Here is a 22477-nt window from a genome sequence, read left to right as displayed (position 1 = left end):
CGGTTGATGTGAATCTTTTTAATTGACGAGAGAGGTTTATGCGCCGCAGTTTAGGCAATCTTCATCTTCGCTTTGCTGACCAACGGTGACCTTCACCGCATTCGTTGATGGCTTAGAGCGCAAGTAGTACATGCCGGTTTTCAGACCACGTTTCCACGCGTAGAAGTGCATCGCATTGATTTGGGCGAACGTTGGTGATGCGAGCCATAAGTTGAGGCTCTGCGATTGGCAAACAAACGGGGCACGAGCTGCCGACATATCAATGATTACCTTCTGAGAGATTTCCCACACGGTGCGATACACGGATTGAAGATCGTCTGGAATAGCATCGATGCCTTGTACTGAACCGTTATTGAGAATAATGGCGTCACGGATTTTGCTCGTCCAAAGACCACGTTGTTCCAGATCGCTTACCAAGTGTTTGTTGATGATGATGAACTCACCCGACAATGTTTGGCGTTTATAGATATTGCTGGTTTGCGCTTCAAACGCTTCGTTGTTACCTAAAATTTGCGCTGTCGACGCCGTTGGCATTTGAGCAATCAGTAACGAGTTGCGCACACCATGCTCTGCGATTTGGCGCTTGAGCTGTGACCAATCCCAGCGGCTGCTTGGTTGTTCATCCCACAGATCAAATTGGAACTGACCATGACTGATTGGTGAGCCGTCATAACTGGAGTACGCACCTTTTTGCGCCGCGATTTCACAAGACGCTTCAAGGGAGGCGTGATACATGGTTTCCGCGATGTCACGGTTAAGCTGCAATGCTTCTTCGCTATCGAATGGAAAGTGCATTTTGAAGAACACATCCGCCAAACCTTGGATACCCAAACCAACAGGACGATGCGCGTGGTTCGATTTTTCAATCTTATCGGTTGGGTGATAGTTCACATCGATAACACGGTCGAGGTTCTTAATCGCGACTTTGGTGACTTGATGAAGTTTGTCGAAATCAAAGCCCGCGTCTGTAACGAACTTAGGCAGTGCCATAGACGCCAAGTTACAAGCCGCCGTTTCATCTGGCGTTGAGACTTCCATGATCTCTGCGCACAAGTTACTCGACTTAATGGTGCCGAGATTTTTCTGATTCGACTTTTCATTACACGCGTCTTTGTAGAGCATGTACGGCGTACCTGTCTCGGCTTGTGACTCAATGATTTGCGTCATCAACTGGCGGGCTTTGATGGTCTTCACGCCCAAGCCCATACGCTCGTATTCTTGGTACTTCTGAGTAAATTCAGCGCCGTACAAATCAGACAAACCTTTGGTATTGTGTGGGCTAAACAGAGTCCATTCCGCGTCGTTTTCGACACGTTCCATGAACAAGTCTGGCACCCATAGAGCAAGGAACAAATCACGTGCGCGGAACTCTTCTTTACCGTGGTTTTTACGTAAATCGAGGAAGGATTCGATATCCGCATGCCAAGGTTCCAGATAAACCGCAAACGAGCCCTTACGCTTACCGCCACCTTGGTCCACATAGCGAGCCGTTTCATTGAAGACTTTAAGCATTGGCACAATGCCATTCGACACACCGTTAGTGCCAATAATTGGCGCACCCGTCGCTCGAATATTGTGGATGTGTAGCCCAATGCCACCCGCCGATTTAGAAATCAGCGCACAATCTTTGAGAGTGTCGTAAATGCCGTTGATGGAATCTTCTTGCATCGCTAATAGGAAACACGAAGATAGTTGTTGCATCTTACAGCCAGCATTAAACAGCGTTGGCGTAGCGTGAGTGTAGTAACCAAGGCTGAGCAAATCGTATAGCTCTCTAATTTCTTCAAGATCGTCACCCGCGACAGCGACCGCCACGCGCATAAACATATCTTGTGGCCGTTCAACCACCACACCTTTTACTTTCAATAGGTAGGAACGCTCGAGAGTTTTGTAGCCGAAGTAATCAAACTGATAGTCGCGTTTGTAGTCAATCATCTCTTCGAGCGCAAACTGATTCTTGGCAACAAAGTCCACGTAAGCATCGGAAAGAATACCGATTTCAGAGAGCTCACGTGTTGCAGTGGCGTATCCGCTGGTTTCTTTTTGCAGAGAACTCACCATCACGCGAGCAGCAAGCTTGGCATAATCAGGGTGTTCCGTCGCAAGGCTTGCTGCCGTTTCGGCGAGGAATACATCGATTTCCGTCACCTTAATGCCGTCGTACAAACCGCTTACCACGCGTTGTGCAACCGCAATAGGTTCAACTTTTAGTCCATCAGCCAGCGCTTCGGCTCTTCGAGTCACCTTATCTAGACTGGCTTTTTCTTTCCGTCCATCTCGTTTTATAACGTCCATAACCTATATCTTGTGTGTAGTTTAAATGTTGAGCACCATATGTACGCAATAGATCTAGATGATAATAGTTATCATTACAAGATAGTTTTTTAAAAGTTAGAACTGACGATAGAGAGGGTAAGGAAACATATTGACACCGACACCAAGCTCGACAGGAGCAGCAATCAGAGGCAAGCACCGCAAACCTGACAAAGTGATGAAGTTTTCCACAAAGCTTAAATTTTCATTAACTTAGTTCATTTCTAGAAAAGAATAACAAATGTGATCTGTTTCAAATTTTCACACCCTTTAACTTCCAATGCTATACGCTGAAATTTGTTGAAAAAAACGCCGGGGAAACATGACTAAAAATATCCGCATAGTTTGTCCGTATTTCCGACTAAATTACTCAGGTATACTCCGAGCCGCTAAAATTGTTAGGTATCGAGCCGTTAAACTAGCGACGTGTCGAACCATCGAACCTTAAAGTAAGGAATAATCATGAGTCAGTATGTTGTCTGCGCCCTGTATAAATTTGTGGAACTGGAAAACTACCAAGAGTTACGCGAGCCATTGCTTGCCCTAATGGAAGCCCACGGTGTACATGGAACGTTGCTACTGGCGAGTGAAGGTATTAACGGTACGGTTGCAGCGAAACGCGAAGGTATTGATACACTGCTTGCATGGCTAAATAACGAGCCTCGCCTTAATGGCATTGTTTACAAAGAGTCATACTCAGATACTCAGCCGTTTAATCGCACCAAGGTAAAACTCAAGAAAGAGATCGTGACATTGGGCGTTGAAGGCATCGATCCTCGTCATGTCGTTGGCACCTATGTGAAACCTCAAGATTGGAACGACCTGATTGCTGATCCAGAGGTATTTGTGGTTGATACTCGTAACGACTATGAAATCGAGATCGGAACATTTAAAGGTGCAGTTAACCCAAATACTGACACATTCCGTGAATTTCCTGACTATGTAAAACAAAACATGGACCCAGAGAAACACAAAAAAGTCGCAATGTTCTGTACTGGTGGTATTCGCTGTGAAAAGTCGACCGCTTACATGAAAGAGCAGGGCTTTGATGAGGTATACCACCTAGAAGGCGGTATTCTGAAATACCTTGAGGAAGTGCCAGAAGAAGAAAGCATGTGGGAAGGCGACTGCTACGTATTCGACGGTCGCGTTGCAGTTAACCATCAGCTGGAAAAAGCAGACTACGACTTGTGTAACGCTTGCCGACTGCCAATCACGGAAGAGGACAAACAATCTGAGCAGTTTGAGCAAGGCGTAAGCTGCCCAAAATGTTTTGGTAAACACAGCGAAGAACAGGTAGCACGCTTCCGCGAACGTGAAAAGCAAGTGTCGTTAGCTGCGGTTCGTGGCGAGCAGCACGTCGGCGGTGAGAGTGCCAAACAACGTCAGCAACGACGCGCAGAAAAACTGGCAAAGAAAGAAGCTCAGCGTAAACAAGCGTAATTAGTAAGGTGCGAGCTAACAAACCTAGCAGCTCGCACTTTCCCCTCTTTCAATCTAATTTCAATAGAGCTCGTTGTCTTTCAGCAACACTTCCAGCTCATTAGTACCAATCCTACTTGGCTGCCCAACCATTTCATCATAGGCACTTTGCTGGCGAAGCACCTGTTTGTTCGCTTTCAAGTTACGACATTGCTTTTGCAACTCCAATATCGAATGCGCCCTTAAAAACCTCCCTTTATCGTCAGTAACAAAGTGTTCCTCTCCGTCGACTAGAACCGAGACTTGATACAAAGCGAGATCGAGAGAGTGGATGACAAGCTTGTCGATATAGAAAAACTTTTCCAGTTTACTGAGTGGCATAGACATAAAGCACCTCCTTGCTCCGTGCCTCTACGTCAGCTGCAATAAAATCGATCACCGAGTGAGAAATTTGCCTCTCTCATGCGTAGAAATCGGAAAACCAGTGAGGGCTCCGATGCACACAATCAACTTAGTATGGCTAAAACGCGACTTACGCCTGACCGACCACCTCCCTTTGCAGCATGCTCTATCTTCTAAGAATCCAACAGTGCTGCTCTACATTTTTGAGCCCATGCTGCTGGATGACCCACATTACTCCGAACGTCATTGGCGCTTTGTTTGGCAATCAATTCAAGACATGAACGCACAGCTTGCCCAACATGATCAAAAAGTCTCAGTAATGTTTGGCAATGCTCGGGATTGTTTGAGTGCGATTCAAAACCAATTCAGCATCGATGCCGTTTTCTCACATCAAGAAATTGGATTGAATTGTACGTTTGAGCGAGACAAACAAGTATCAGCATGGCTTCAAGCACAAGGCATTCCATGGCATGAGTTTGAACATGGCGCAGTTGTGCGAGGCGCAAAAGATCGATTCGGCTGGGACAAACATTGGGATACCGTTATGCGATCTCCGATAGAAGAGGTTGAGCTTGAAAGCGCTTCTCTTATTACTCTCGATGTCGAAGCGCTAGGTTTCACCTTTACTCCTCCCCCTTCTTGGTTAGAAAAAGTAAAAGGCATGCAAACTGGCGGGAGCTCAATCGCTTGGCAAACATTGGAAGACTTTTTTCAACGCCGAGGACGAGATTATTACCGAAGTATTTCTAGCCCGACTGCATCTCGGACAGCCTGTACTCGCCTCTCTCCCTATCTTGCATGGGGAAATATTTCGCTTCGAGAAGTATATCAGTACCTCTTGCAACATTGGCAAGTGACGGGGTTTCGTCGCAGCCTAATTGCGTTGTCTTCAAGGCTTCATTGGCATTGTCATTTTATGCAGAAATTTGAATCTGAATGTGAGATGGAATTTCGCTGTGTGAACCAAGCCTATGACCCTTTGCTTCGCCAAGCGAGCAACAACGACCCAATCCGACTAAATGCTTGGAAGGCGGGAACCACTGGCATACCTCTCGTCGATGCCTGTATGCGCTGCCTTCATCACACCGGATACATCAACTTTCGCATGCGTGCGATGTTAGTGAGCTTTTTAACACATCATATGAACATGGACTGGCGCGATGGCGTAACTCACCTAGCACAGCTCTTTCTCGATTTTGAACCGGGTATCCATTACCCACAGTTTCAAATGCAGGCGGGCGTGACGGGCACCAATACCATTCGTATCTACAATCCGACGAAACAAGCACAAGAACACGACGCCGATGGTGAATTCATTCATAAGTGGATTCCGGAGCTCGCCAAGGTACCCGCGCCCATGTTGTTTGAACCTTGGAAAATGACCGCAATGGAAGTCGTAATGTACCAGTTAGAACCGGATTCAAAATACCTCGCCCCAACAATCGATTTAGAAGCGAGTGCAAAAGCAGCCAGAGAACGCTTATGGGCTTGGCGAAAACGTGTCGACGTAAAAATGGAAGGCACACGTATTTTAGCTCAACACGTCCGCCCTTCTAATAAAAAGAAAGCCAGTTGATCGCCAAGAAAAAGGCGTGCGTACAATCAGGGACTTTATCAGGGAGAGAGCAGTACCCAAACAACAAAAGGAACGCATTATGTTGAAACGTATCTTGGTTACGACCACGGTTTTGTTCGCCACCCTAACTTTTTTACTGCCAGCGAAAGCACATGAACATGGAATGATGAAAGAAGACATCGTTGATGTGGCTGCAGCAAATGGCTCGTTCAATACGTTGGTCGCAGCAGTCAAAGCTGCAGGCTTAGTGGATACTCTGAAAGGTGAAGGTCCATTCACTGTGTTCGCTCCCACGGATGAAGCCTTTGCTAAGCTTCCAGATGGAACAGTCGAAATGCTAATCATGCCCGAGAACAAAGATAAGCTGGTTGCGATTCTCACTTACCATGTGGTTCCAGGAAAAGTGATGGCCGCAGACGTGGTCAAAATGAATAAAGCGACGACAGTCCAAGGACAAGACGTGATGATAGAAACCATGGGCGACAAAGTCATGGTAAACAACGCAAATGTCATTGCGACTGACGTTAAAGCCAAGAATGGCGTGATACATGTGATCGACACCGTCATCATACCGAAATAGCGACATAACATGGAAGGGCGAGGTATCTCGCCCCTTTTTAGGACATGGAAAACATCAAACTCTCAAAGCACGATATACAAACGATGGAGCAGCGCCAAAGAACTCGATTGGTCAACTCTCTTGCGGGATACAAAAGCGCGAACCTCATAGGAACAAGAGACAGGCAAGGACAAGAGAACCTGGCTATCGTAAGCTCTGTGATCCACTTAGGCTCACATCCGCCACTGTTTGGTTTTATTGTACGTCCACGCAAAAGCCGTCGACATACATTAGAAAACATCCTCGATACCAAGCACTTCACCATTAATGCCATCGGCGTCGATTTCGTCCAAAAAGCACATCAGACCTCCGCCCGCTATCCAAAACATATATCTGAGTTTGAAGCGGTAGGGCTTACTCCTAATTACGATGATGCGTTTCCTGCGCCATTCGTCCTAGAGAGCAATCTCAAAATGGGCTTGGTGTTGAGAGAGCACATCAAGATCGAAAGCAATCATACAGAGATGTTGATTGGTGAAGTGTTGGCGGTGCACGCTCCTGAAAGAGCCATCATGCCCGACGGTTATCTCGACCTAGAGCTGCTCGACTTAGTGACCATTTCCGGGCTGGATAGCTACCACGTCACTCAACGTCTGCATAGGTTAAGTTACGCCAAACCAGACTCTCGCCTATTCCCTCTAACGAGAGAAGGAGAGCCTTCATCTTGGGGAGCGCTTGAAGTCGATATGGACTAACCTCTATACATATCAAAAGCTAAATACAGAAGTGGCAGTTTTCTCTGTCTAAGCCGTGTTCACCGGCCCGGTTGGTAAGGTGAGCGCGCCCTGCTTCCAACCCCATTTCGTAACCTTCTAGCAATACTGTCTGGCGCATTGATAGACGTTGTACACTGAATTCATCCGGCGGTGCGACAACACGAATGTGCGTGTCTTTTGGAGGGTTACGAATGAAATCTAGCGATTCATTGTAGTTCTCTGAACGGTGCAGCATTGCCTCTGCCATCTGTGGATGCTCTGCGAACAACTTCTTCATTAACCAAGGTGTTTTTACCGGCTTTTTCTCGTAAGCCAACGGGTGTGAGAGAACCACTGTTATGTCACGAGCACCACGGCGGTATGCTTCTCGAACAGGAATAGAGTCCGCCACGCCCCCATCGGTATAACAACCACCAGAGAAACAAGGAGTATGTTTGTAAGCAATAGGCAGTGCCGTCGTCGCTTCCATCGCGTTATGAAAGTTATGGCGGTTCACACGGTAATAATCCGCTTTACCCGTATTTACGTTCGTTGTCGCCGCTAAGAAAGGGATGCCTTCAAACAGTTTCGCTTCATCGACTGGGTACAAACGATTTGACTCTTCAAACAACCATTTAACGTCGATCAAATCACCGCCCTTCAAAAAACGGGTAGGATCGAAAAAGCGTTTGCTGGTTGCTAATTTGGTAATAACGTTGATGCTACGATGCGGGTAATCGGTCAAATAACCGATCAAATTTGAAGCCCCTGCCGATACGCCAATCGCAAAATCAAATGGTTTGTAGTCTTGTTCTAAGAATGCATCTAATACGCCGCTAGCAAAGACGCCACGCATTGCGCCACCTTCGACTACAATTGCTTTTGTTGCCATGTTCCCCCCCAATAAATACGTTAAAAAGATTACTGAAATTCGTGCTACAGCAACAATCGGTTATTCTTATTATTGAGATAGGTGAAGTCTATGTTTTTATTACTTTATAAATGGAAACTTAAAATTAACAAATCCACATCAACTGAGTAGTCAATGTGGATTCTAAGCAGCAGAAACGGGGTTAAGCAAAAACGGTTTTATACGCCTCTGCTGCGCCATCAATAAACATTTGGGTACCAATCACGGCTAGGATCAAACCCATCATTTTGGTGATCACATTCAGCGCGCTTGGACCAACGGCTTTAACCAGCTTGTCACCAAATAAAAACAGCACATAAGTGATCGCACACAACACAGCAAACGACACAATTGTAATTATGGTTTGGTCGAATCCACCAGCTGTAGCAAAGTTCATTGCGGTAGCAATCGTACCGGACCCAGCCAAGATAGGCATTGCCAATGGCGAAACGGCAATGCTCAGTGCTGCTCGCTCTGCTCTGGCGAATAAGCCTTTTCTTTGGTTTTTTGATGCGTTGATTCCCCCTGAAGCATATGGAAACCAATCAAAAACACCAAAATACCACCGGTAATACGCAGTGCGTATAACGTAATGCCGAACAGATCGAAAATCACTTTACCTGCAACAGCAAACAAAGCCACGATAACAAAGGCGATAAAAACAGAACGAAACGCAATTGATCGAACCGTTTGTTTATCTTCATCCGCCGTTAAGCTCAAAAAGATAGGGATATTGGCGATCGGGTTCATGATGGCAAAAAAGCCCATAAACACTGTGACCGTATGAAGTATAAGCTCTTTCATGTCCTCCATATTCGGTAACTTATTGATTATTTAAAATAAGTATATACCTAGCTTTATAAATAACGTCATTTTATGTTCGCATCATTATCCATGATTGTTATCTGTTACCCACAAACACGAACTTGAGAGCCCTATCAGTTTACGCCCAATATAAATAGCGTTATGGTGAAGATTCAGCCAATACCAACAACAAGCTAAGGAAATTGATTCATCATGAACAGTACGATTGAAACCATTCTCGGTCATCGCTCTATTCGTAAGTTCACCTCTGAGCCAATTGAAAGTGAGCAACTACAAACGATTCTCCAATCGGGGTTAGCTGCCTCTTCTTCGAGCATGCTGCAAGTCGTGTCGATCATTCGAGTAACAGATACAGAAAAGCGCAAACTGTTAGCGCAATACGCTGGCAATCAGGCTTACGTTGAAAGTGCCGCAGAATTTTTGGTGTTTTGTATCGATTACCAGCGTCACGCCACTATCAACCCAGACATTCAAGCCGACTTTACTGAATTGACTCTGATTGGTGCAGTGGACTCTGGCATCATGGCGCAAAACTGTTTACTTGCTGCCGAGTCTATGGGATTGGGTGGTGTATACATTGGTGGGTTAAGGAACAGCGCTGCACAAGTGGATGAACTGCTCGGTTTACCTAAAAATACCGCCATTCTGTTTGGTATGTGCTTGGGTCACCCGGACCAAAGTCCGGAAACAAAGCCACGTCTGCCAGCACATGTGATTGTTCATGAGAACCAATACCAAGCACTTAACGTTGACGATGTACAAACCTACGATAAAACCATGCAAGAATACTACGCAAGCCGTACAAGTAATCAAAAACAGAGTGTATGGTCACAAGAAACCGCCGGAAAGCTAGCAGGAGAGTCTCGCCCTCACATTCTGCCTTATTTGAATAGCAAGGGGTTGGCTAAACGCTAATGATATAGTTCGCTAATCAAGAAAGATAAAAAAGGCCTCGTATGAGGCCTTTAGCATTTCTGCACATATTATTTGAATGAAAATCCACTTTTGACACTACACCACCATCAACTTGTCAAAACCATAACAAATTAGTATTGACTAATGGAATACAACAAGATCTAAGTCACAATTTAAGATAAATTAAATAAATTCATTCCGTGAATTCACCAAATTTATAGCAATGCATAATTTATAGAAAAAAACGTTTTCGTGAGCCAATACGAAAAATAAGAGCCAATTACCAAATAGTTTTATCAATCAAACACAGAATACTTCGCATAAAATAGAAAAATTGCATATATAACTGGATTTTCATTAATTTATCATCTATTGCCCCGCCAAAAAAATTTCTTTAAAGTGCGCATCGCAAGATGCAACCCATTTACTATTGAGTATTTTATAAATTAAACCTAATAATAATGCCCAATTAAATTATGACGCGTTGCTAAATAATGTTGCTATTAGCAACTCGCTCTTTACGTCAGATGAATGAAAACGCATGAATTTCAACTATACAAAGCTAGGTAGTTTACTCCTTTCCTCTGTACTTCTCGCCGGGTGTACAGTTCCGGGCAGTCACTTATCCACGGGTGGAAAACACATCGTTGAAGACAACAGCTCCAATACGGCGGCAGATTTTAACGTCTTTCCACTGACTATTGATAAAGTCTCGCAGCTAAAAAGTTCAGATGTAGAGACCAAAGCCAACCCAAATCTTGACCTACAACTCGCGGCTTACGAGTATGAAGTAGGTCCTGGCGATATTCTAAATATCACTATTTGGGATCACCCTGAACTTACTATTCCAGCAGGCTCTTACCGTAGCTCTGAAGAAGCGGGTAACTGGGTGCATGCTGATGGCACAATTTTCTATCCATACATCGGTATCGTTGAAGTTGCGGGTAAAAATGTTCGCCAAATTCGTACCATTATTGCTAACAAATTGGCGAAGTACATTGAGAGCCCACAAGTAGATGTGAGTGTTGCGGCATTTCGTTCCAAGAAATCTTACATCACTGGCGAAGTTAACAAGCCAGGGCAACAACCTATCACCAATATCCCACTTACGCTTCTTGATGCAGTTAACCGCGCTGGCGGTCTAGCAGAAGATGCGGATTGGCGTAACGTCACACTGACACGCCAAGGCAAAGTCGAAAACATTTCTCTCTATGCGCTAATGCAAGAGGGTGACCTTACTGAAAACCGATTACTTCAACCTGGTGACATCGTACATGTGCCAAGAAATGACACCCAAAAAGTGTTTGTTATGGGTGAAGTTAACGATCCTAAGCTACTGAAAATGGATCGCGCAGGCATGAGCTTGACCGAGGCTCTAAGCAATGTTGGTGGTATCAACCAACTTTCTGCGGATGCAACTGGCGTTTTTGTCATCAGAAAATCTCAAGACAATCAATCATTAGGCGACATTTACCAACTTGATATCTCTGACGCAGCGGCTTTAGTGATTGGTACTGAATTTGATTTGGAACCTTACGACATTGTGTATGTTACTGCTGCACCAGTCAGTCGTTGGAACCGCGTTATTGCACAGTTAGTACCGACGATTTCAGGCTTCAATGAGCTTACAGAAGGTGTTCTACGCGTTAAAAACTGGCCGTAGTTCAGACGTTCTTGAAAGGGCTTATGTGAAGGGGTAAGCCCTTTCCAATAGTTATTGATAAGGAACAAACCATGTTTTCAAACATTCTTGTCGTATGCGTGGGTAACATTTGTCGCTCTCCGACTGGGGAACGAGTGCTTCAACAACTTCTTCCGAATAAAACCATTTCTTCAGCTGGTATTGCCGTTGAGAAAAGTCGACTGACTGGGAAACCAGCGGATGAAACTGCAACGCTGATTGCATCAGAGAAAGGTTTATCTTTAGAAGACCACAAGGCTCAGCAGCTGACTGCACAACTATGCTCGAAGCAAGATCTCATCCTTGTGATGGAACAAGGGCATATTGATGCGCTGACTGAAATCGTTCCCGAAGCAAGAGGCAAAACCATGCTATTTGGACATTGGATGAACTCTGTCGACATTCCAGACCCATACAGACAGAGCAGAGAAGCATTCGACCATGCGTTCTCACTGATTGAAAAGTCCGCTCATGCATGGGCAAAAAAAATATAACTTCAGACTACTTGGCGAAACATAAAAATAATGGCTAACCACACTATAAGTTCATCTACACCCACCGATGATGAAATCGATCTCGGTAAACTGTTTGGCATACTAATAGATGCGAAATGGTTCATCGTTGGCATTACACTTCTCTTTGCAACAATCGGTATTGCCGTTGCATTGCTATCGACACCAATTTACAAAGCTGATGCCCTAATTCAGATCGAACAGAAAAGCTCCGGCGGTATTTCGGCGATGGTCGGTGATATGGGCGACCTTTTTGCTGCTGAATCTTCAGCAACGACTGAAATTGAGATCATCAAGTCACGTATGATCCTCGGTGATACCGTCGATAAGTTTAACCTAACAACAATTGCCACTCCGGAATACTTTCCTTTTTTTGGCAAAGGTTTGGCTCGAATCAATGGCACTCAAAATTATATTTCAGTATCAAGTTTCGAGATACCTCGCACCGCGCAAGGCTTCAAACACCACCTTGTAGTGAGCGATGCAGAGAACGGTACTTTTGATCTGATGATTGAAGATAAAATTGTGCTATCTGGCGTTGTTGGTCAAACGATCGAAATGAATGGCTACCACATCAAAGTGCGTGAACTGGTTGCGCAAAACGAAGACAGTTTTTCAATCGGAAAAATTAGCAAGCTTGATGCGATCAACCGATTAGCTTCACAACTGTCTATTTCAGAACGTGGAGCGAAAACGGGTATTGTTTCACTGAGTATTGAAGGCGAATACCCTGAGCGTAACCAACAAATCTTGAATGACGTCGTACAAAACTATTTCCTACAAAATGTGCGAAGAAATTCAGCAGAGGCAGAACAAAGCTTAAACTTCCTAAAAGATCACCTGCCAGAAATTAAAGATAAGCTTAACGGCTCAGAGGACGTATTGAATCGTTTTAGACAAGAAAACGAATCGATCGACTTAAACCTTGAGGCACAATCAACACTCAAAGTGATGGTTGCTCTTGAAGCACAGCTAAATGAACTGACCTTTAAAGAGAGTGAAATCAGTCAGAAGTTCACTCAAGACCACCCCGCATACAAATCACTATTGGATAAACGTCAGACACTACTGCAAGAAAAAGCTCGTTTAAACCGACAAGTACAGAAGTTGCCGAAGACACAACGTGAAGTGTTGCGTATGACACGTGACGTTGAAGTGAACCAACAGATCTACATCCAGCTTCTAAACAAAGTTCAAGAGCTGAACATTATTAAAGCTGGTACCGTTGGTAACGTACGTATTATCGATAGTGCACAGTCTTACGCTATTCCAGTGAAGCCTAAAAAGCCTCTTATTGTTGTTCTAGCAACACTATTAGGCGGAATGGTGGCCGTTGCTTTCGTTCTGGTCAAAACTGCTTTCCATCGCGGTGTCACATCCCCAGATGAGATTGAACAAACGGGGATTTCCGTTTACGCAAGTGTTCCTAAGTCTGTACAACAACTGGAAGTCGCTAACAAGCTTAAGCGCAAGGGTAACAAGGACCTACTGTTATTAGCAGAAGAAAACCCAGCGGACCTTTCGATTGAATCATTACGTGGACTTCGTACCAGCCTTCATTTTGCGATGATGGAAGCGAAAAACAACGTTCTAATGATCTCTGGACCTGCTCCCTCAATTGGTAAAACATTCGTTTCAACTAACTTTGCAGCAGTTGCGGCGAAGACAGGCCAGAAGGTACTATTGGTTGACGCAGATATGCGTAAAGGTTATCTGCAACAGTGTTTTGGCCTGGCGGCAGATAACGGCCTTTCTGACTTTTTAAGCGGTAAGATTAGTCAAGATATGGTGATCAAGCCGACTAAGGTTGAGAACTTAGATGTAATTACTCGTGGTCAAGTACCACCAAACCCTTCTGAGCTTTTGATGCACCCACGATTTGCTGAGTTTGTAGAAAAAGCATCACAAGAGTATGACCTAGTGATCATCGATACACCGCCAGTATTAGCAGTGACTGATCCTAGTATCGTTGGTGCGATTGCAGGTACCACTCTTATGGTTGCTCGATTTGACCAAACGACATCGAAAGAACTAGAAGTCGCTCGTAGCCGATTTGAACAATCGGGTGTCGAAGTAAAAGGCGTCATTCTTAATGCAATAGAGAAGAAAGCCGCAAGCTCATACGGTTATGGTTATTACAACTACGCTTACAAAAGTGAATAATCTAACTCCCCGTCGAAGTGAAAAGCCAAGCCCCGCAATTATCGCGGGGCTTTTTCAATAATTATCACACTATTAGAAATCTAAGCGGTCACCTTTAGTAATATCTTCATCTTTTCAGTGACATCAATACCATGCCTCATTATTCTCACACTCATTATGTAAACAGTTGTAGTGCAAGTATTATGTCAGTTGCTTTAGATACCCAATCTCTGGTCGTGGAATACGACCCTCAATCTCTTGAATCTTTACGCCAAGCCCTAAGACACTATCGAGAAGCCCTCCTGAAAGAAAATGCCTTTAATAACTATCATTGTCATGTTCGCTTCCAAGTAAATAACGGGTGTGACGATCAAATTGGTTCATTGGTTGAAAATAAAATTGCTCAAGAAGTGTTTGCTTACGTTGGCTACTCGTACGAAAGCGATATTCAACCAACTCAGTTATTAAACAGCACCTATTTAACCAGTGAAGGCGCGTTTTTTCTTCGAGCAAGTCAACATCAAGCACTAGAGTCTGAATTAGAGGAAACGGCTAAATTGATTTGCCACCTCGCGAGACAATTTAATGACTCTAGTGAGATGTGGGTATCTGAAGAACAAGTATTTGGGTTGTTACCACTTTTGATTGTAGGGCTCACCTTCCCTCGATTGGCTTTTTATCTTGGCGGTTACACCATCCCATATTGGGACAGTGAGCACGCTCCCCACGGTGAGTTTGCATTGGGGGTTCTGACAAACCATTTGGGTTATACCCACGATACACTGAAAGCATTTTGCTACTGCGATAACAGTACTGCTCGAGGATACATGTTTGATGATTCTAAATATGGGAGTGCAAGCGACCTAACGAATCATAGCCAAGTCACTGGATTACTTAAAATCTTCCGCGAAAAGCCACACGAGTTCGAAGTATTTCGATCTTTAATGAAGCAACGCTTTGCTGATCAAGACTACCTACAATATACAGATGACTCTCGCTACTATGTTGAACGCCCAGTAGACCGATTCATCTATTCCATCATGTCGCCCATTCATGGCATTGATAACGATGATCATGAAATAGATTACCACACGGTGATGATGAGCAACTTTATTGACTCATCAGCAGAACAAGCAGCGGTGGCACTTACCAGTGAGATCGAAACATATCTGGGTCGTCCAATTGTTCCACCCAAAGTCATCGAAAATGAAGACGACTACTACCGTGATCACTACTATTATCGAGGCACTGGTATTGCGCAATGGAAGTCATTCATTACCGAAGGTTTTAATGAAGGGAAAACAATTTGGCATTACATCGAGAGTGGGGAAGATGCACAAGTCCTAGATGTGATTGAACCGTGTAACATTCAAATCGCTGCGAGAAAAGGTAACTTCGATATCTCCGAGAAATTCGAATATTACCTCGGCCGCTATGACTCTTATCACGAAGAGATGATGACCATTGCCGGTGAAATCCTACACGATTGGCACAATGAAGACTTGGATGACGCTGCGATAACGGAAAACAATCAAAAGATCTTGCGCTTGTTTGACGTATTACATTGTTGGAACAACAAAGCGTCCTTTCATGCCGATGTGGCTCATGGGCTTGTCCACGACTTTGAGCTCATAAGTGATGAGGATTTCACCCAACGTTATAACGGTGATTGGAAGGCGCAATTTCTAAACTATGTCGAAGAATGTGGTGCATACCGAGACAATATTCGCCAGAAAGAGACCCAGCTTGCCCATGAGTTATTGAACAAACATCGAGAAGAGGCAACTGATCTTCTCGAACAATTGGCTGACGCGTTTGATGACAAGTTTAGCTTAGCCAGTCAACTGGCCTTCTGTGCTGGCATGCTTTACTACGATAATAAGCACGGTATCAACGACAGGGCAACAGAAGCATTTGAGGACAAACTTGCCTCAAGCCTAAAGTCAGAGCTTCTTCTCGCTTTGAGTGAAAACAGTCGATTCCATTGTATTGAGACTGCCGAGAAACGTTGGCGATACGTTCCTCTCACAGAGGAAGAGGAATCCCAAGCAAAACAAGATTGGAAGATCGTCGATGCATTTCTAAGCAATGAAAGCGATTATTTCGATGTCACGCTAAAATCTTTTAAAGGCAATATCGAACAACTCAGTGACAGCAGACAAATCAACAAAAATCAGCCTTACTATGAGTTTCTGCGTGACTTTGACGACAAAGCCCAGAAACTATTAGTCGCTGCTCATGTTTGGGGCTCACTACAAAATACTCCTGAGCAAATATATTGCCATCGCTTACTTTTACTCTGGTTGACATCAGCTCCGGCGAAAGTAACTCGCATGCTGTCTTATTTTTATTGCGATCGTTATGGAGAGTTAAGCGATCAATCACACTCATTTGTCGATGACTTAGACTACCATTCAGAGATCGATAAACTGACTGGGCGCTTGGAATTACTATTGTCTCAAATCGATCGCAGAGACGATGATGAAATCAGTTTGATGGACATATATTTCGATCAGTTCGAAGCGCAGCAACAAACAGAACAAAACAAACAGCACGTTCGATCAGCACTTAAACGACTCCGTCCGGATGCTGAGCTGCGCTTCATCGAGCTGCTGGAGCAACGAAGACCAAATATCAAAACCAGTTACTACGATGAAGCGCTCTTAGACTCTATTCGCTACACCGTAAGTGAACAAATGGGACGTCGTAACCCTAATGGTTACGCCATCACCAAAGAGCAATCCAAAACAGTAGAGTGGATCACTGCTCAGATCGCCCAAACGACATTGCTCAACTCAGAGCAATTACAAACATTACTGGATACACTAACAACTAACTTCATCAGTGATTTTGATACCAGTTACGGAATTCCTGGTATTGATGAACTGTATTGGAAAGCCTCACCGCACATCCAAGATAACCTCTTGCGATTATTTTCTCTTAATCCTAGTCTAGGGTTGAAGCAGCTTGAGAATGAACGAGTGCTTTCTCTACCTGAATTATGTCAACAACTGTATGAACGCGATGCGCAACTGATCGTCTTACTCAAGTATGCAATTAAGCAGCATTGGTTCGATGCGATGCCTTGGTTTGCCAAACAAACCGATCTAAAGCGCTATACAGACCAATTGGAGATAAGCCAACTACTTAAGTTTATTGAGTTAGTCGCTAACCTCCCAGAGTTCACAACACTTATCAGTGAATATGCGCAGCACGCGTCGTTGAAAGTCCAACAGCTTGTAGCAGATATACAGGCTGGAAAGTATTGTCATGCCGCGCTTTCTCCTTTTGAGTTGCTCGATTGGGGCATTTACCATATCCCAGAAGATGATGACCCAAGCGAATTAATAAAACAAACCACCCTAGTCCGTGCGGAAGATCAACGTTATTTTGGACTTCGTATCGGCTATTTCCCAGAAGATGATGACGAGGACGGTTATGAACCTGAAGTCTCCCTGACAGTTCGCATCGATCACCCATACAGAGCTTCAATTGGAGGTTACTCACATGAATATGAGTCTTCGATCCGGCTTAATCACTCCAACTGTTTGACTTGGAACCTAGGCGAAAAAAGTTCTAACTCAACCGGCGTCTATCGATATCGAATTTATCATCCAAATGGCGACTTGCTTGCGGACAAAGTGTTCCATGTCGTCGATGATAGCCCTAGGCAAATGGCGCTAATGGAAGAAGCTCAACAAAAAGCACCATTTGAAAGCTCTCATATTGGTTCGATCTGCCTTAATCAGGGGCTTCTCGATTTTGTGGATGCGAAAACGAAGCCGTACGGAATGATCTTTGGTTGTAAGTTGCCAGAAAAGCCGATGCCCGTTCACTGTCATACAAAAGACAACCAATTGGAAATCGCTGAAATACACGTCACTCCTGCCGAGCCGACACAGTGGTTCTATGCTTCAAACCCAACCTACGCTTTTATGGAACAGCGCGTGAAAAGCCGAGTGCTTCTCGTTGGCAGTACAAACACCATAACGGAGACTCAATCAAAAAAATCGCTATGGAAAAATGCGGTCAAACAGAGCTCCCCCGTAGCACTCATTCAACCAGATGAAACAAAAGCCAACAATGTTGCTGCAATTTATCTCGATAAGTGTGGAGCGAAGGTGTTTTATGGTTTTGATGAGAAAGACAACTTATGTCGTATCGCGGTAACGAACGTTAAATATGGTTTGGCTCGGCGCTTCTTCATCCGTGTCATGAACCGTATTGCGAAAAAGATAATGAAAGATGGTGGCGAGTTTATGCCTCATTAACAATGAAGCCCCGTGCGTATCACGAGGCTTCTTATCAGCTTGGAAACTTGAACTTTTATGTGAGTTCAAAGGCAGTTTTGCTTGTTTATATGATTCTAAGTTGCGAACCCCATTTCAATTACATACCATGTAAAAAGCTCAAGCCTAAAGCACCCAACACTCGCGGAAAGAACTCGGTTCATGGCAACTCAACTTCCCTGCTTTCGTTAGCAGGAACAATCTGTTTTTACCTTCTTTTAAGCTTCTAATAAGGCGAGTGTGGAAGAGATAAGAAAGGTGAAAAATGCAATCTCACAATAGCTTCTCTATTAATCTTAACCAGCAAAAGTCCGTAGCGAAAAAGCGTCTAAAAGCGATCCGCCAAAATGATGCCAACGCACTTGAGCAGGTTAAACTGTTTCATTCCCAACCCGAAACCCTCACGCCAGAGTCTATCCAGCTTGCAGATGTTCAACACGCCCTAGCTAGAGAGCTTGGCTTACCCAGTTGGAACAAGTTAAAAGCTCATGTAGAAGAGCTAGAAAGTCACAAGCTCGCTATCAACAACCAAGCAAATCCACTTGATGCCGAACTAACAACACTGCACGTCCGCTGTGGGCACGATATTCAACAGCAACTAAAGACATGTGGGTTCGAGGGTGACTTCTTACCCATGATTGATCCATTGTGCGTCGGTCCCATTCCGAGCAATCAAAAAGGATTTGTCGCTATTCGAGCACAATACGTTGTAGACACATTACTGCCTGTTATGGGGAGAAAAGACTCGGTGCAAGAGGTAGCGCAGTTTGAGCAAGGCAACATCCATACCCTGCTCGACCAGCAATACGAACGCATCGTGTTTTGGGTTGAACATGATGCCTACGATCAGTTCATGCTACTTCGAGGGCTATCTCTGCTAGATAACACCGAAGGTAAAGTCATTGAGATCATCGAGTTCAACCAGTTTCCGGGAACTGAGCGGTTTATTGGCTTTGGGCAACTTCCTGCAGAGGCGATTCGATCGTGTTGGCAGTATCGAAAGCCTGTGACGGCCAAGTTGTTCAGCCAAGCTAAACTCTGCTGGAATGCCTTACTCTCTCCAACACCGCAGCCACTCGTTAACTTGCTAGAGCATCATAAACTGGATTGTTTACCGAACATCAAAGCTGTCATCACTCGGCACCTACAAGAACTGCCACACTCAGAGTCAGGGTTGAGCTTCACACAACATTTGGCTTTGCAGATATTGAACGAGCAAAACGAACCAATCAAAGTGAAAGATTGGTTTCAGACGAGCCAACAACGAGAACCACTTCCTACTCTCGGTGACGTGATGTTTTATGCTTTGATGTTGCCACTGGCACAAGCAGAGAATCCCCTGGTCACTGTTGATTCATTGGATAAGAATTGGTGGGAGCAAGAAGTCAGTATAAGCTCGCGAGGCAAAACTTGTTTGATTGGGAAAGGTGCTTTCATTCAGGACTACTGGAGCGGAGGGATCCACAACCACGCACAAAACCGCTGGATATGGAATCACACCCAGCTTTCTACCTTACGCCACTTATCTATTAATTAGATGAGAGTGATGACAAGCTAGTAACGGTAGCCATCTAGAAACAGCGTAAGGATATCTTCGACGATTTTCTTACGCCGCTCGACGCTTGGCACCGCTTGATTGGCAACCAACTGAGGCCACAAGCAGTTTCCTTTTAACAAGTACATCAGCATGCCGCTCATCATTGCAGGGTCGTACGCTTTAACCTTGGTATCTGCAATAGCCTCTTTAAGCCAGTTTTCCAGCAACACCTCTTTATTTTCAAAATGGCGATATAAGGTACGCTTCGTCGCCCCAGCTCGCTCATGTACTCTATCCACATTTGCGCCACTAAATCCGAGCTCAATAAACTCAAACTAGAGCGCTTCTATCTATTAAAAAGCAAATGATTTTCCGGTGGCGGTCATCTATGTCCGTGGCAGAAAAAACATCAAGGCAGTCTCATGATCTTGGCGACGAATGAAGTGGTTTATATAATGAATAAAAAGTACTGCCTAGTTATGCACTAGGCACTTAAAACCACTCCTTTATGCATGCAGTTTCCCACCATTTGAGAATGTAAGAAACCCTTTCTATCGGTTGTAAATTCGATAAATTTGTTAAATGGCAAACTTTTTACCCGTTCATATGGTTATCATTTGGTTAAAATTCTATTTTTTAAAGTGATTAGCTTCACATCTATTAACCATTTAGACGATTATTCTTTCGTATTTTCACACTCCACTGCTAATCTGCTCGCCGCCTTGAAGTGAACTCAAGGTGCATAACTATAAGGAGTGTTCTCATGAATACCAAGAAACCGATGTCGCTCACCAGCCGCGTAATTTTGGGTATGGTAGCGGGTATCTTGACAGGATTTGCAATTCGCACACTTTTCGCCGACAACGGATTTGTCGACGCATACATTGTTAATGGATTATTCGAAGTTGGTGGACAGATCTTCGTTGCCAGCTTAAAAATGCTTGTAGTACCACTGGTGTTCGTTTCACTAGTTTGTGGTACAAGCTCTCTAAAAGACCTATCAACATTAGGTCGCATGGGTGGTAAAACCCTTGCTTTCTACGTAGCAACGACTGCTATCGCAATCACACTTGCTCTAACCATGGGTACGCTATTCCAGCCGGGCGCTGGTGCAGACCTAACCGCAGCAAGTTCATTCAAATCAGCAGAAGCGCCATCTTTGGGTAAAGTGATCATTGATATGTTCCCGACTAACCCAATCAGCGCAATGGCAGAAGGTAAAACACTGCAAGTGATCGTGTTTGCCGTACTATTCGGTATCGCAATCAGTGCAGCAGGTAAGCCTGGTAAGCGCATCGCCGCTTTCTTCTCTGATCTAAATGAAGTAATCATGAAATTGGTTGCGATTCTGATGAACTTAGCGCCATACGGTGTGTTCTTCCTAATGGCGAAGCTGTTTACAGGACTTGGTCTAAGCGCAATCTTCAACCTTGCTGAATACTTTGTTGTACTAGCAGGTACGCTATTGCTGCACGGTCTGGTCACTTACAGCTTGATGCTAAAAGGCTTCACTGGTCTAAACCCAATTACGTTCTTACGTAAAATGAAAGATGCAATCATGTTTGCTTTCTCTACAGCATCATCGAACGCGACCATTCCGGTGACAATGGAAACAGCTAAGCATCGCATGGGCGTCGAGAACCGCGTATCATCGTTCACAGTACCGCTAGGTGCGACCGTGAACATGGACGGCACAGCGATCATGCAAGGTGTGGCGACTGCGTTCATCGCACAGGCATTCAACATCGACCTAACTATGGGTGACTACCTAATGGTTATCATGACGGCAACATTGGCGTCTATCGGTACCGCAGGTGTCCCTGGTGTTGGTCTAGTAATGCTAGCAATGGTACTGAACCAAGTGGGCCTACCTCTAGAAGGTATTGCACTTATCATGGGTGTTGACCGTCTACTTGATATGATTCGTACCGCAGTTAACATCACCGGTGATAGCGCAGTGACGATCATTGTTGCCAAATCGGAAGGTGCATTGGATGAAGCTCGCTTCAATGATCCAATAGCCGGCGTAGCCGAAGAAGAAGTGCGCCTGAAACGTGCTGACGCCTAAATCGTTCTACGATTAAACTATCCTGTCTAAATGAAAGCCCCGATGGAAACATCGGGGCTTTTATTTTATTTGCCATCTAAAGAATAGGTCATAGCAGCCCTACTCCGTCATCGAACTCAGTTTTTCTCTCGCTTGCTCTTCATGCTCGTCGGTGATGGCATTGCCGACCGAGTTCGCCGCTAGAGTCAATGCTGCCATGTCATCGGTAAAGCCGACACCTGCTAACACGTCTGGCACCATATCTGTTGGTAGGACGAAGTAAGCCAGCGCGCCACCTAAAATAGCCTTGTGGCGAACAGAGGTGTTGGAGTCTGCCATCGCGAGCCATGATTTAATACCCATAACAGCAATCTCTTCGCCTACTCTCTTGACGGAGTTTTTCATTTTACGCCAGAAGGTTTTCTCATCTGGCGCTTGCAGCTTTTGGACAAAGGCGGCATCGGACGCCGAATTTACAGACATGCTTGTGGTCATCGAGGCTCCTAAATTTCTAACAGTGGTGCAGATATTAAAACGATGAACCTGAACATAGTATTAATACAGCACAATAGTCTGCGCACGGCGAAACATG

General features: G+C 44.6%; 16 protein-coding genes and 1 pseudogene. 11 read left to right on the top strand and 6 right to left on the bottom strand.

The window, feature by feature from the left end:
• Nucleotides 1–36: 36 nt before the first annotated feature.
• Nucleotides 37–2295 carry a ribonucleoside-diphosphate reductase subunit alpha gene (locus A8140_RS24140; RefSeq protein ID WP_005529515.1) on the bottom strand — a complete coding sequence of 753 codons (2259 nt, stop codon included), beginning with the start codon at nucleotides 2293–2295 and terminating at the stop codon, nucleotides 37–39.
• 480 nt (nucleotides 2296–2775) lie between these two features.
• On the opposite strand from A8140_RS24140, the gene trhO reads away from it, so the two are divergent.
• The gene (gene trhO / locus A8140_RS24135) at nucleotides 2776–3756 is read left to right on the top strand and encodes an oxygen-dependent tRNA uridine(34) hydroxylase TrhO (RefSeq protein WP_005529513.1); all 981 of its coding nucleotides are present in this window, start codon (nucleotides 2776–2778) and stop codon (nucleotides 3754–3756) included.
• Nucleotides 3757–3816: 60 nt separating this feature from the next.
• Here the strand turns inward: trhO and A8140_RS24130 are convergent, their stop codons facing one another.
• A complete protein-coding gene (locus tag A8140_RS24130) occupies nucleotides 3817–4122 on the bottom strand; it encodes a DUF6482 family protein (protein ID WP_005529511.1) in 306 nt (101 codons plus the stop codon).
• A 109-nt stretch (nucleotides 4123–4231) separates the two neighbouring features.
• Here A8140_RS24130 and A8140_RS24125 point away from each other — a divergent pair, with 109 nt between their 5' ends.
• From A8140_RS24125 to A8140_RS24115, 3 genes are all read left to right on the top strand, one after another.
• Nucleotides 4232–5713: an FAD-binding domain-containing protein gene (locus A8140_RS24125; RefSeq protein WP_005529509.1), complete on the top strand. Its 1482-nt coding sequence runs from the start codon at nucleotides 4232–4234 to the stop codon at nucleotides 5711–5713.
• Between the two features lie 79 nt (nucleotides 5714–5792).
• A complete protein-coding gene (locus A8140_RS24120) occupies nucleotides 5793–6293 on the top strand; it encodes a fasciclin domain-containing protein (protein ID WP_005529506.1) in 501 nt (166 codons plus the stop codon).
• A gap of 44 nt (nucleotides 6294–6337) precedes the next feature.
• Nucleotides 6338–7027: a flavin reductase family protein gene (locus A8140_RS24115; protein WP_005529504.1), complete on the top strand. Its 690-nt coding sequence runs from the start codon at nucleotides 6338–6340 to the stop codon at nucleotides 7025–7027.
• Nucleotides 7028–7046: 19 nt separating this feature from the next.
• Here A8140_RS24115 and A8140_RS24110 read toward each other — a convergent pair whose 3' ends face one another.
• Both A8140_RS24110 and A8140_RS24105 read right to left on the bottom strand, forming a co-directional pair.
• On the bottom strand, nucleotides 7047–7919 hold the full coding sequence (locus A8140_RS24110; protein WP_005529502.1) for a patatin-like phospholipase family protein: 873 nt from the start codon (nucleotides 7917–7919) through the stop codon (nucleotides 7047–7049).
• A 181-nt stretch (nucleotides 7920–8100) separates the two neighbouring features.
• Nucleotides 8101–8741 (bottom strand): annotated as a pseudogene (locus A8140_RS24105) (MarC family protein).
• 213 nt (nucleotides 8742–8954) lie between these two features.
• Between A8140_RS24105 and nfsA the strand changes: the two are divergent.
• The 6 genes from nfsA to A8140_RS24070 all read left to right on the top strand — a co-directional run bounded on the left by nfsA (nucleotide 8955) and on the right by A8140_RS24070 (nucleotide 19838).
• Nucleotides 8955–9677, top strand: a complete 723-nt coding sequence (nfsA, locus tag A8140_RS24100) for an oxygen-insensitive NADPH nitroreductase (RefSeq protein ID WP_005529498.1) — start codon at nucleotides 8955–8957, stop codon at nucleotides 9675–9677.
• Nucleotides 9678–10218: 541 nt separating this feature from the next.
• Nucleotides 10219–11340, top strand: coding sequence for a polysaccharide export protein (locus A8140_RS24095; protein ID WP_005529496.1), 1122 nt, complete (start codon nucleotides 10219–10221; stop codon nucleotides 11338–11340).
• Between the two features lie 71 nt (nucleotides 11341–11411).
• The gene (locus A8140_RS24090) at nucleotides 11412–11852 is read left to right on the top strand and encodes an arsenate reductase/protein-tyrosine-phosphatase family protein (RefSeq protein ID WP_005529494.1); all 441 of its coding nucleotides are present in this window, start codon (nucleotides 11412–11414) and stop codon (nucleotides 11850–11852) included.
• A 30-nt stretch (nucleotides 11853–11882) separates the two neighbouring features.
• Nucleotides 11883–14033: a polysaccharide biosynthesis tyrosine autokinase gene (locus tag A8140_RS24085; protein WP_005529492.1), complete on the top strand. Its 2151-nt coding sequence runs from the start codon at nucleotides 11883–11885 to the stop codon at nucleotides 14031–14033.
• Between the two features lie 182 nt (nucleotides 14034–14215).
• Entirely contained in the window at nucleotides 14216–18283 is a 4068-nt protein-coding gene (locus A8140_RS24080) for a hypothetical protein (RefSeq protein ID WP_005529490.1), read from the top strand.
• A 283-nt stretch (nucleotides 18284–18566) separates the two neighbouring features.
• Entirely contained in the window at nucleotides 18567–19838 is a 1272-nt protein-coding gene (locus tag A8140_RS24070; protein ID WP_005529488.1) for a DUF1835 domain-containing protein, read from the top strand.
• A gap of 17 nt (nucleotides 19839–19855) precedes the next feature.
• Here the strand turns inward: A8140_RS24070 and A8140_RS24065 are convergent, their stop codons facing one another.
• Nucleotides 19856–20164, bottom strand: coding sequence for a TetR/AcrR family transcriptional regulator (locus A8140_RS24065; protein ID WP_227740697.1), 309 nt, complete (start codon nucleotides 20162–20164; stop codon nucleotides 19856–19858).
• A gap of 437 nt (nucleotides 20165–20601) precedes the next feature.
• Here A8140_RS24065 and A8140_RS24060 point away from each other — a divergent pair, with 437 nt between their 5' ends.
• Nucleotides 20602–21906 carry a dicarboxylate/amino acid:cation symporter gene (locus A8140_RS24060; protein ID WP_005529484.1) on the top strand — a complete coding sequence of 435 codons (1305 nt, stop codon included), beginning with the start codon at nucleotides 20602–20604 and terminating at the stop codon, nucleotides 21904–21906.
• A gap of 99 nt (nucleotides 21907–22005) precedes the next feature.
• Here the strand turns inward: A8140_RS24060 and A8140_RS24055 are convergent, their stop codons facing one another.
• A complete protein-coding gene (locus A8140_RS24055; RefSeq protein ID WP_005529482.1) occupies nucleotides 22006–22380 on the bottom strand; it encodes a YkvA family protein in 375 nt (124 codons plus the stop codon).
• Nucleotides 22381–22477 lie beyond the last annotated feature (97 nt).

The sequence above is a fragment of the Vibrio campbellii CAIM 519 = NBRC 15631 = ATCC 25920 genome (genome assembly GCF_002163755.1).
Taxonomy (GTDB): domain Bacteria; phylum Pseudomonadota; class Gammaproteobacteria; order Enterobacterales; family Vibrionaceae; genus Vibrio; species Vibrio campbellii.
This window is presented reverse-complemented; position numbering and strand designations above follow the sequence as displayed.

Bases quoted from the DNA above. Each gene is read 5' to 3' on its own strand.
- A8140_RS24140 (WP_005529515.1), bottom strand. From the start codon at position 2,295: ATGGACGTTATAAAACGAGATGGACGGAAAGAAAAAGCCAGTCTAGAT.
- trhO (WP_005529513.1), top strand. From the start codon at position 2,776: ATGAGTCAGTATGTTGTCTGCGCCCTGTATAAATTTGTGGAACTGGAA.
- A8140_RS24130 (WP_005529511.1), bottom strand. From the start codon at position 4,122: ATGTCTATGCCACTCAGTAAACTGGAAAAGTTTTTCTATATCGACAAG.
- A8140_RS24125 (WP_005529509.1), top strand. From the start codon at position 4,232: ATGCACACAATCAACTTAGTATGGCTAAAACGCGACTTACGCCTGACC.
- A8140_RS24120 (WP_005529506.1), top strand. From the start codon at position 5,793: ATGTTGAAACGTATCTTGGTTACGACCACGGTTTTGTTCGCCACCCTA.
- A8140_RS24115 (WP_005529504.1), top strand. From the start codon at position 6,338: ATGGAAAACATCAAACTCTCAAAGCACGATATACAAACGATGGAGCAG.
- A8140_RS24110 (WP_005529502.1), bottom strand. From the start codon at position 7,919: ATGGCAACAAAAGCAATTGTAGTCGAAGGTGGCGCAATGCGTGGCGTC.
- nfsA (WP_005529498.1), top strand. From the start codon at position 8,955: ATGAACAGTACGATTGAAACCATTCTCGGTCATCGCTCTATTCGTAAG.
- A8140_RS24095 (WP_005529496.1), top strand. From the start codon at position 10,219: ATGAATTTCAACTATACAAAGCTAGGTAGTTTACTCCTTTCCTCTGTA.
- A8140_RS24090 (WP_005529494.1), top strand. From the start codon at position 11,412: ATGTTTTCAAACATTCTTGTCGTATGCGTGGGTAACATTTGTCGCTCT.
- A8140_RS24085 (WP_005529492.1), top strand. From the start codon at position 11,883: ATGGCTAACCACACTATAAGTTCATCTACACCCACCGATGATGAAATC.
- A8140_RS24080 (WP_005529490.1), top strand. From the start codon at position 14,216: ATGTCAGTTGCTTTAGATACCCAATCTCTGGTCGTGGAATACGACCCT.
- A8140_RS24070 (WP_005529488.1), top strand. From the start codon at position 18,567: ATGCAATCTCACAATAGCTTCTCTATTAATCTTAACCAGCAAAAGTCC.
- A8140_RS24060 (WP_005529484.1), top strand. From the start codon at position 20,602: ATGAATACCAAGAAACCGATGTCGCTCACCAGCCGCGTAATTTTGGGT.
- A8140_RS24055 (WP_005529482.1), bottom strand. From the start codon at position 22,380: ATGACCACAAGCATGTCTGTAAATTCGGCGTCCGATGCCGCCTTTGTC.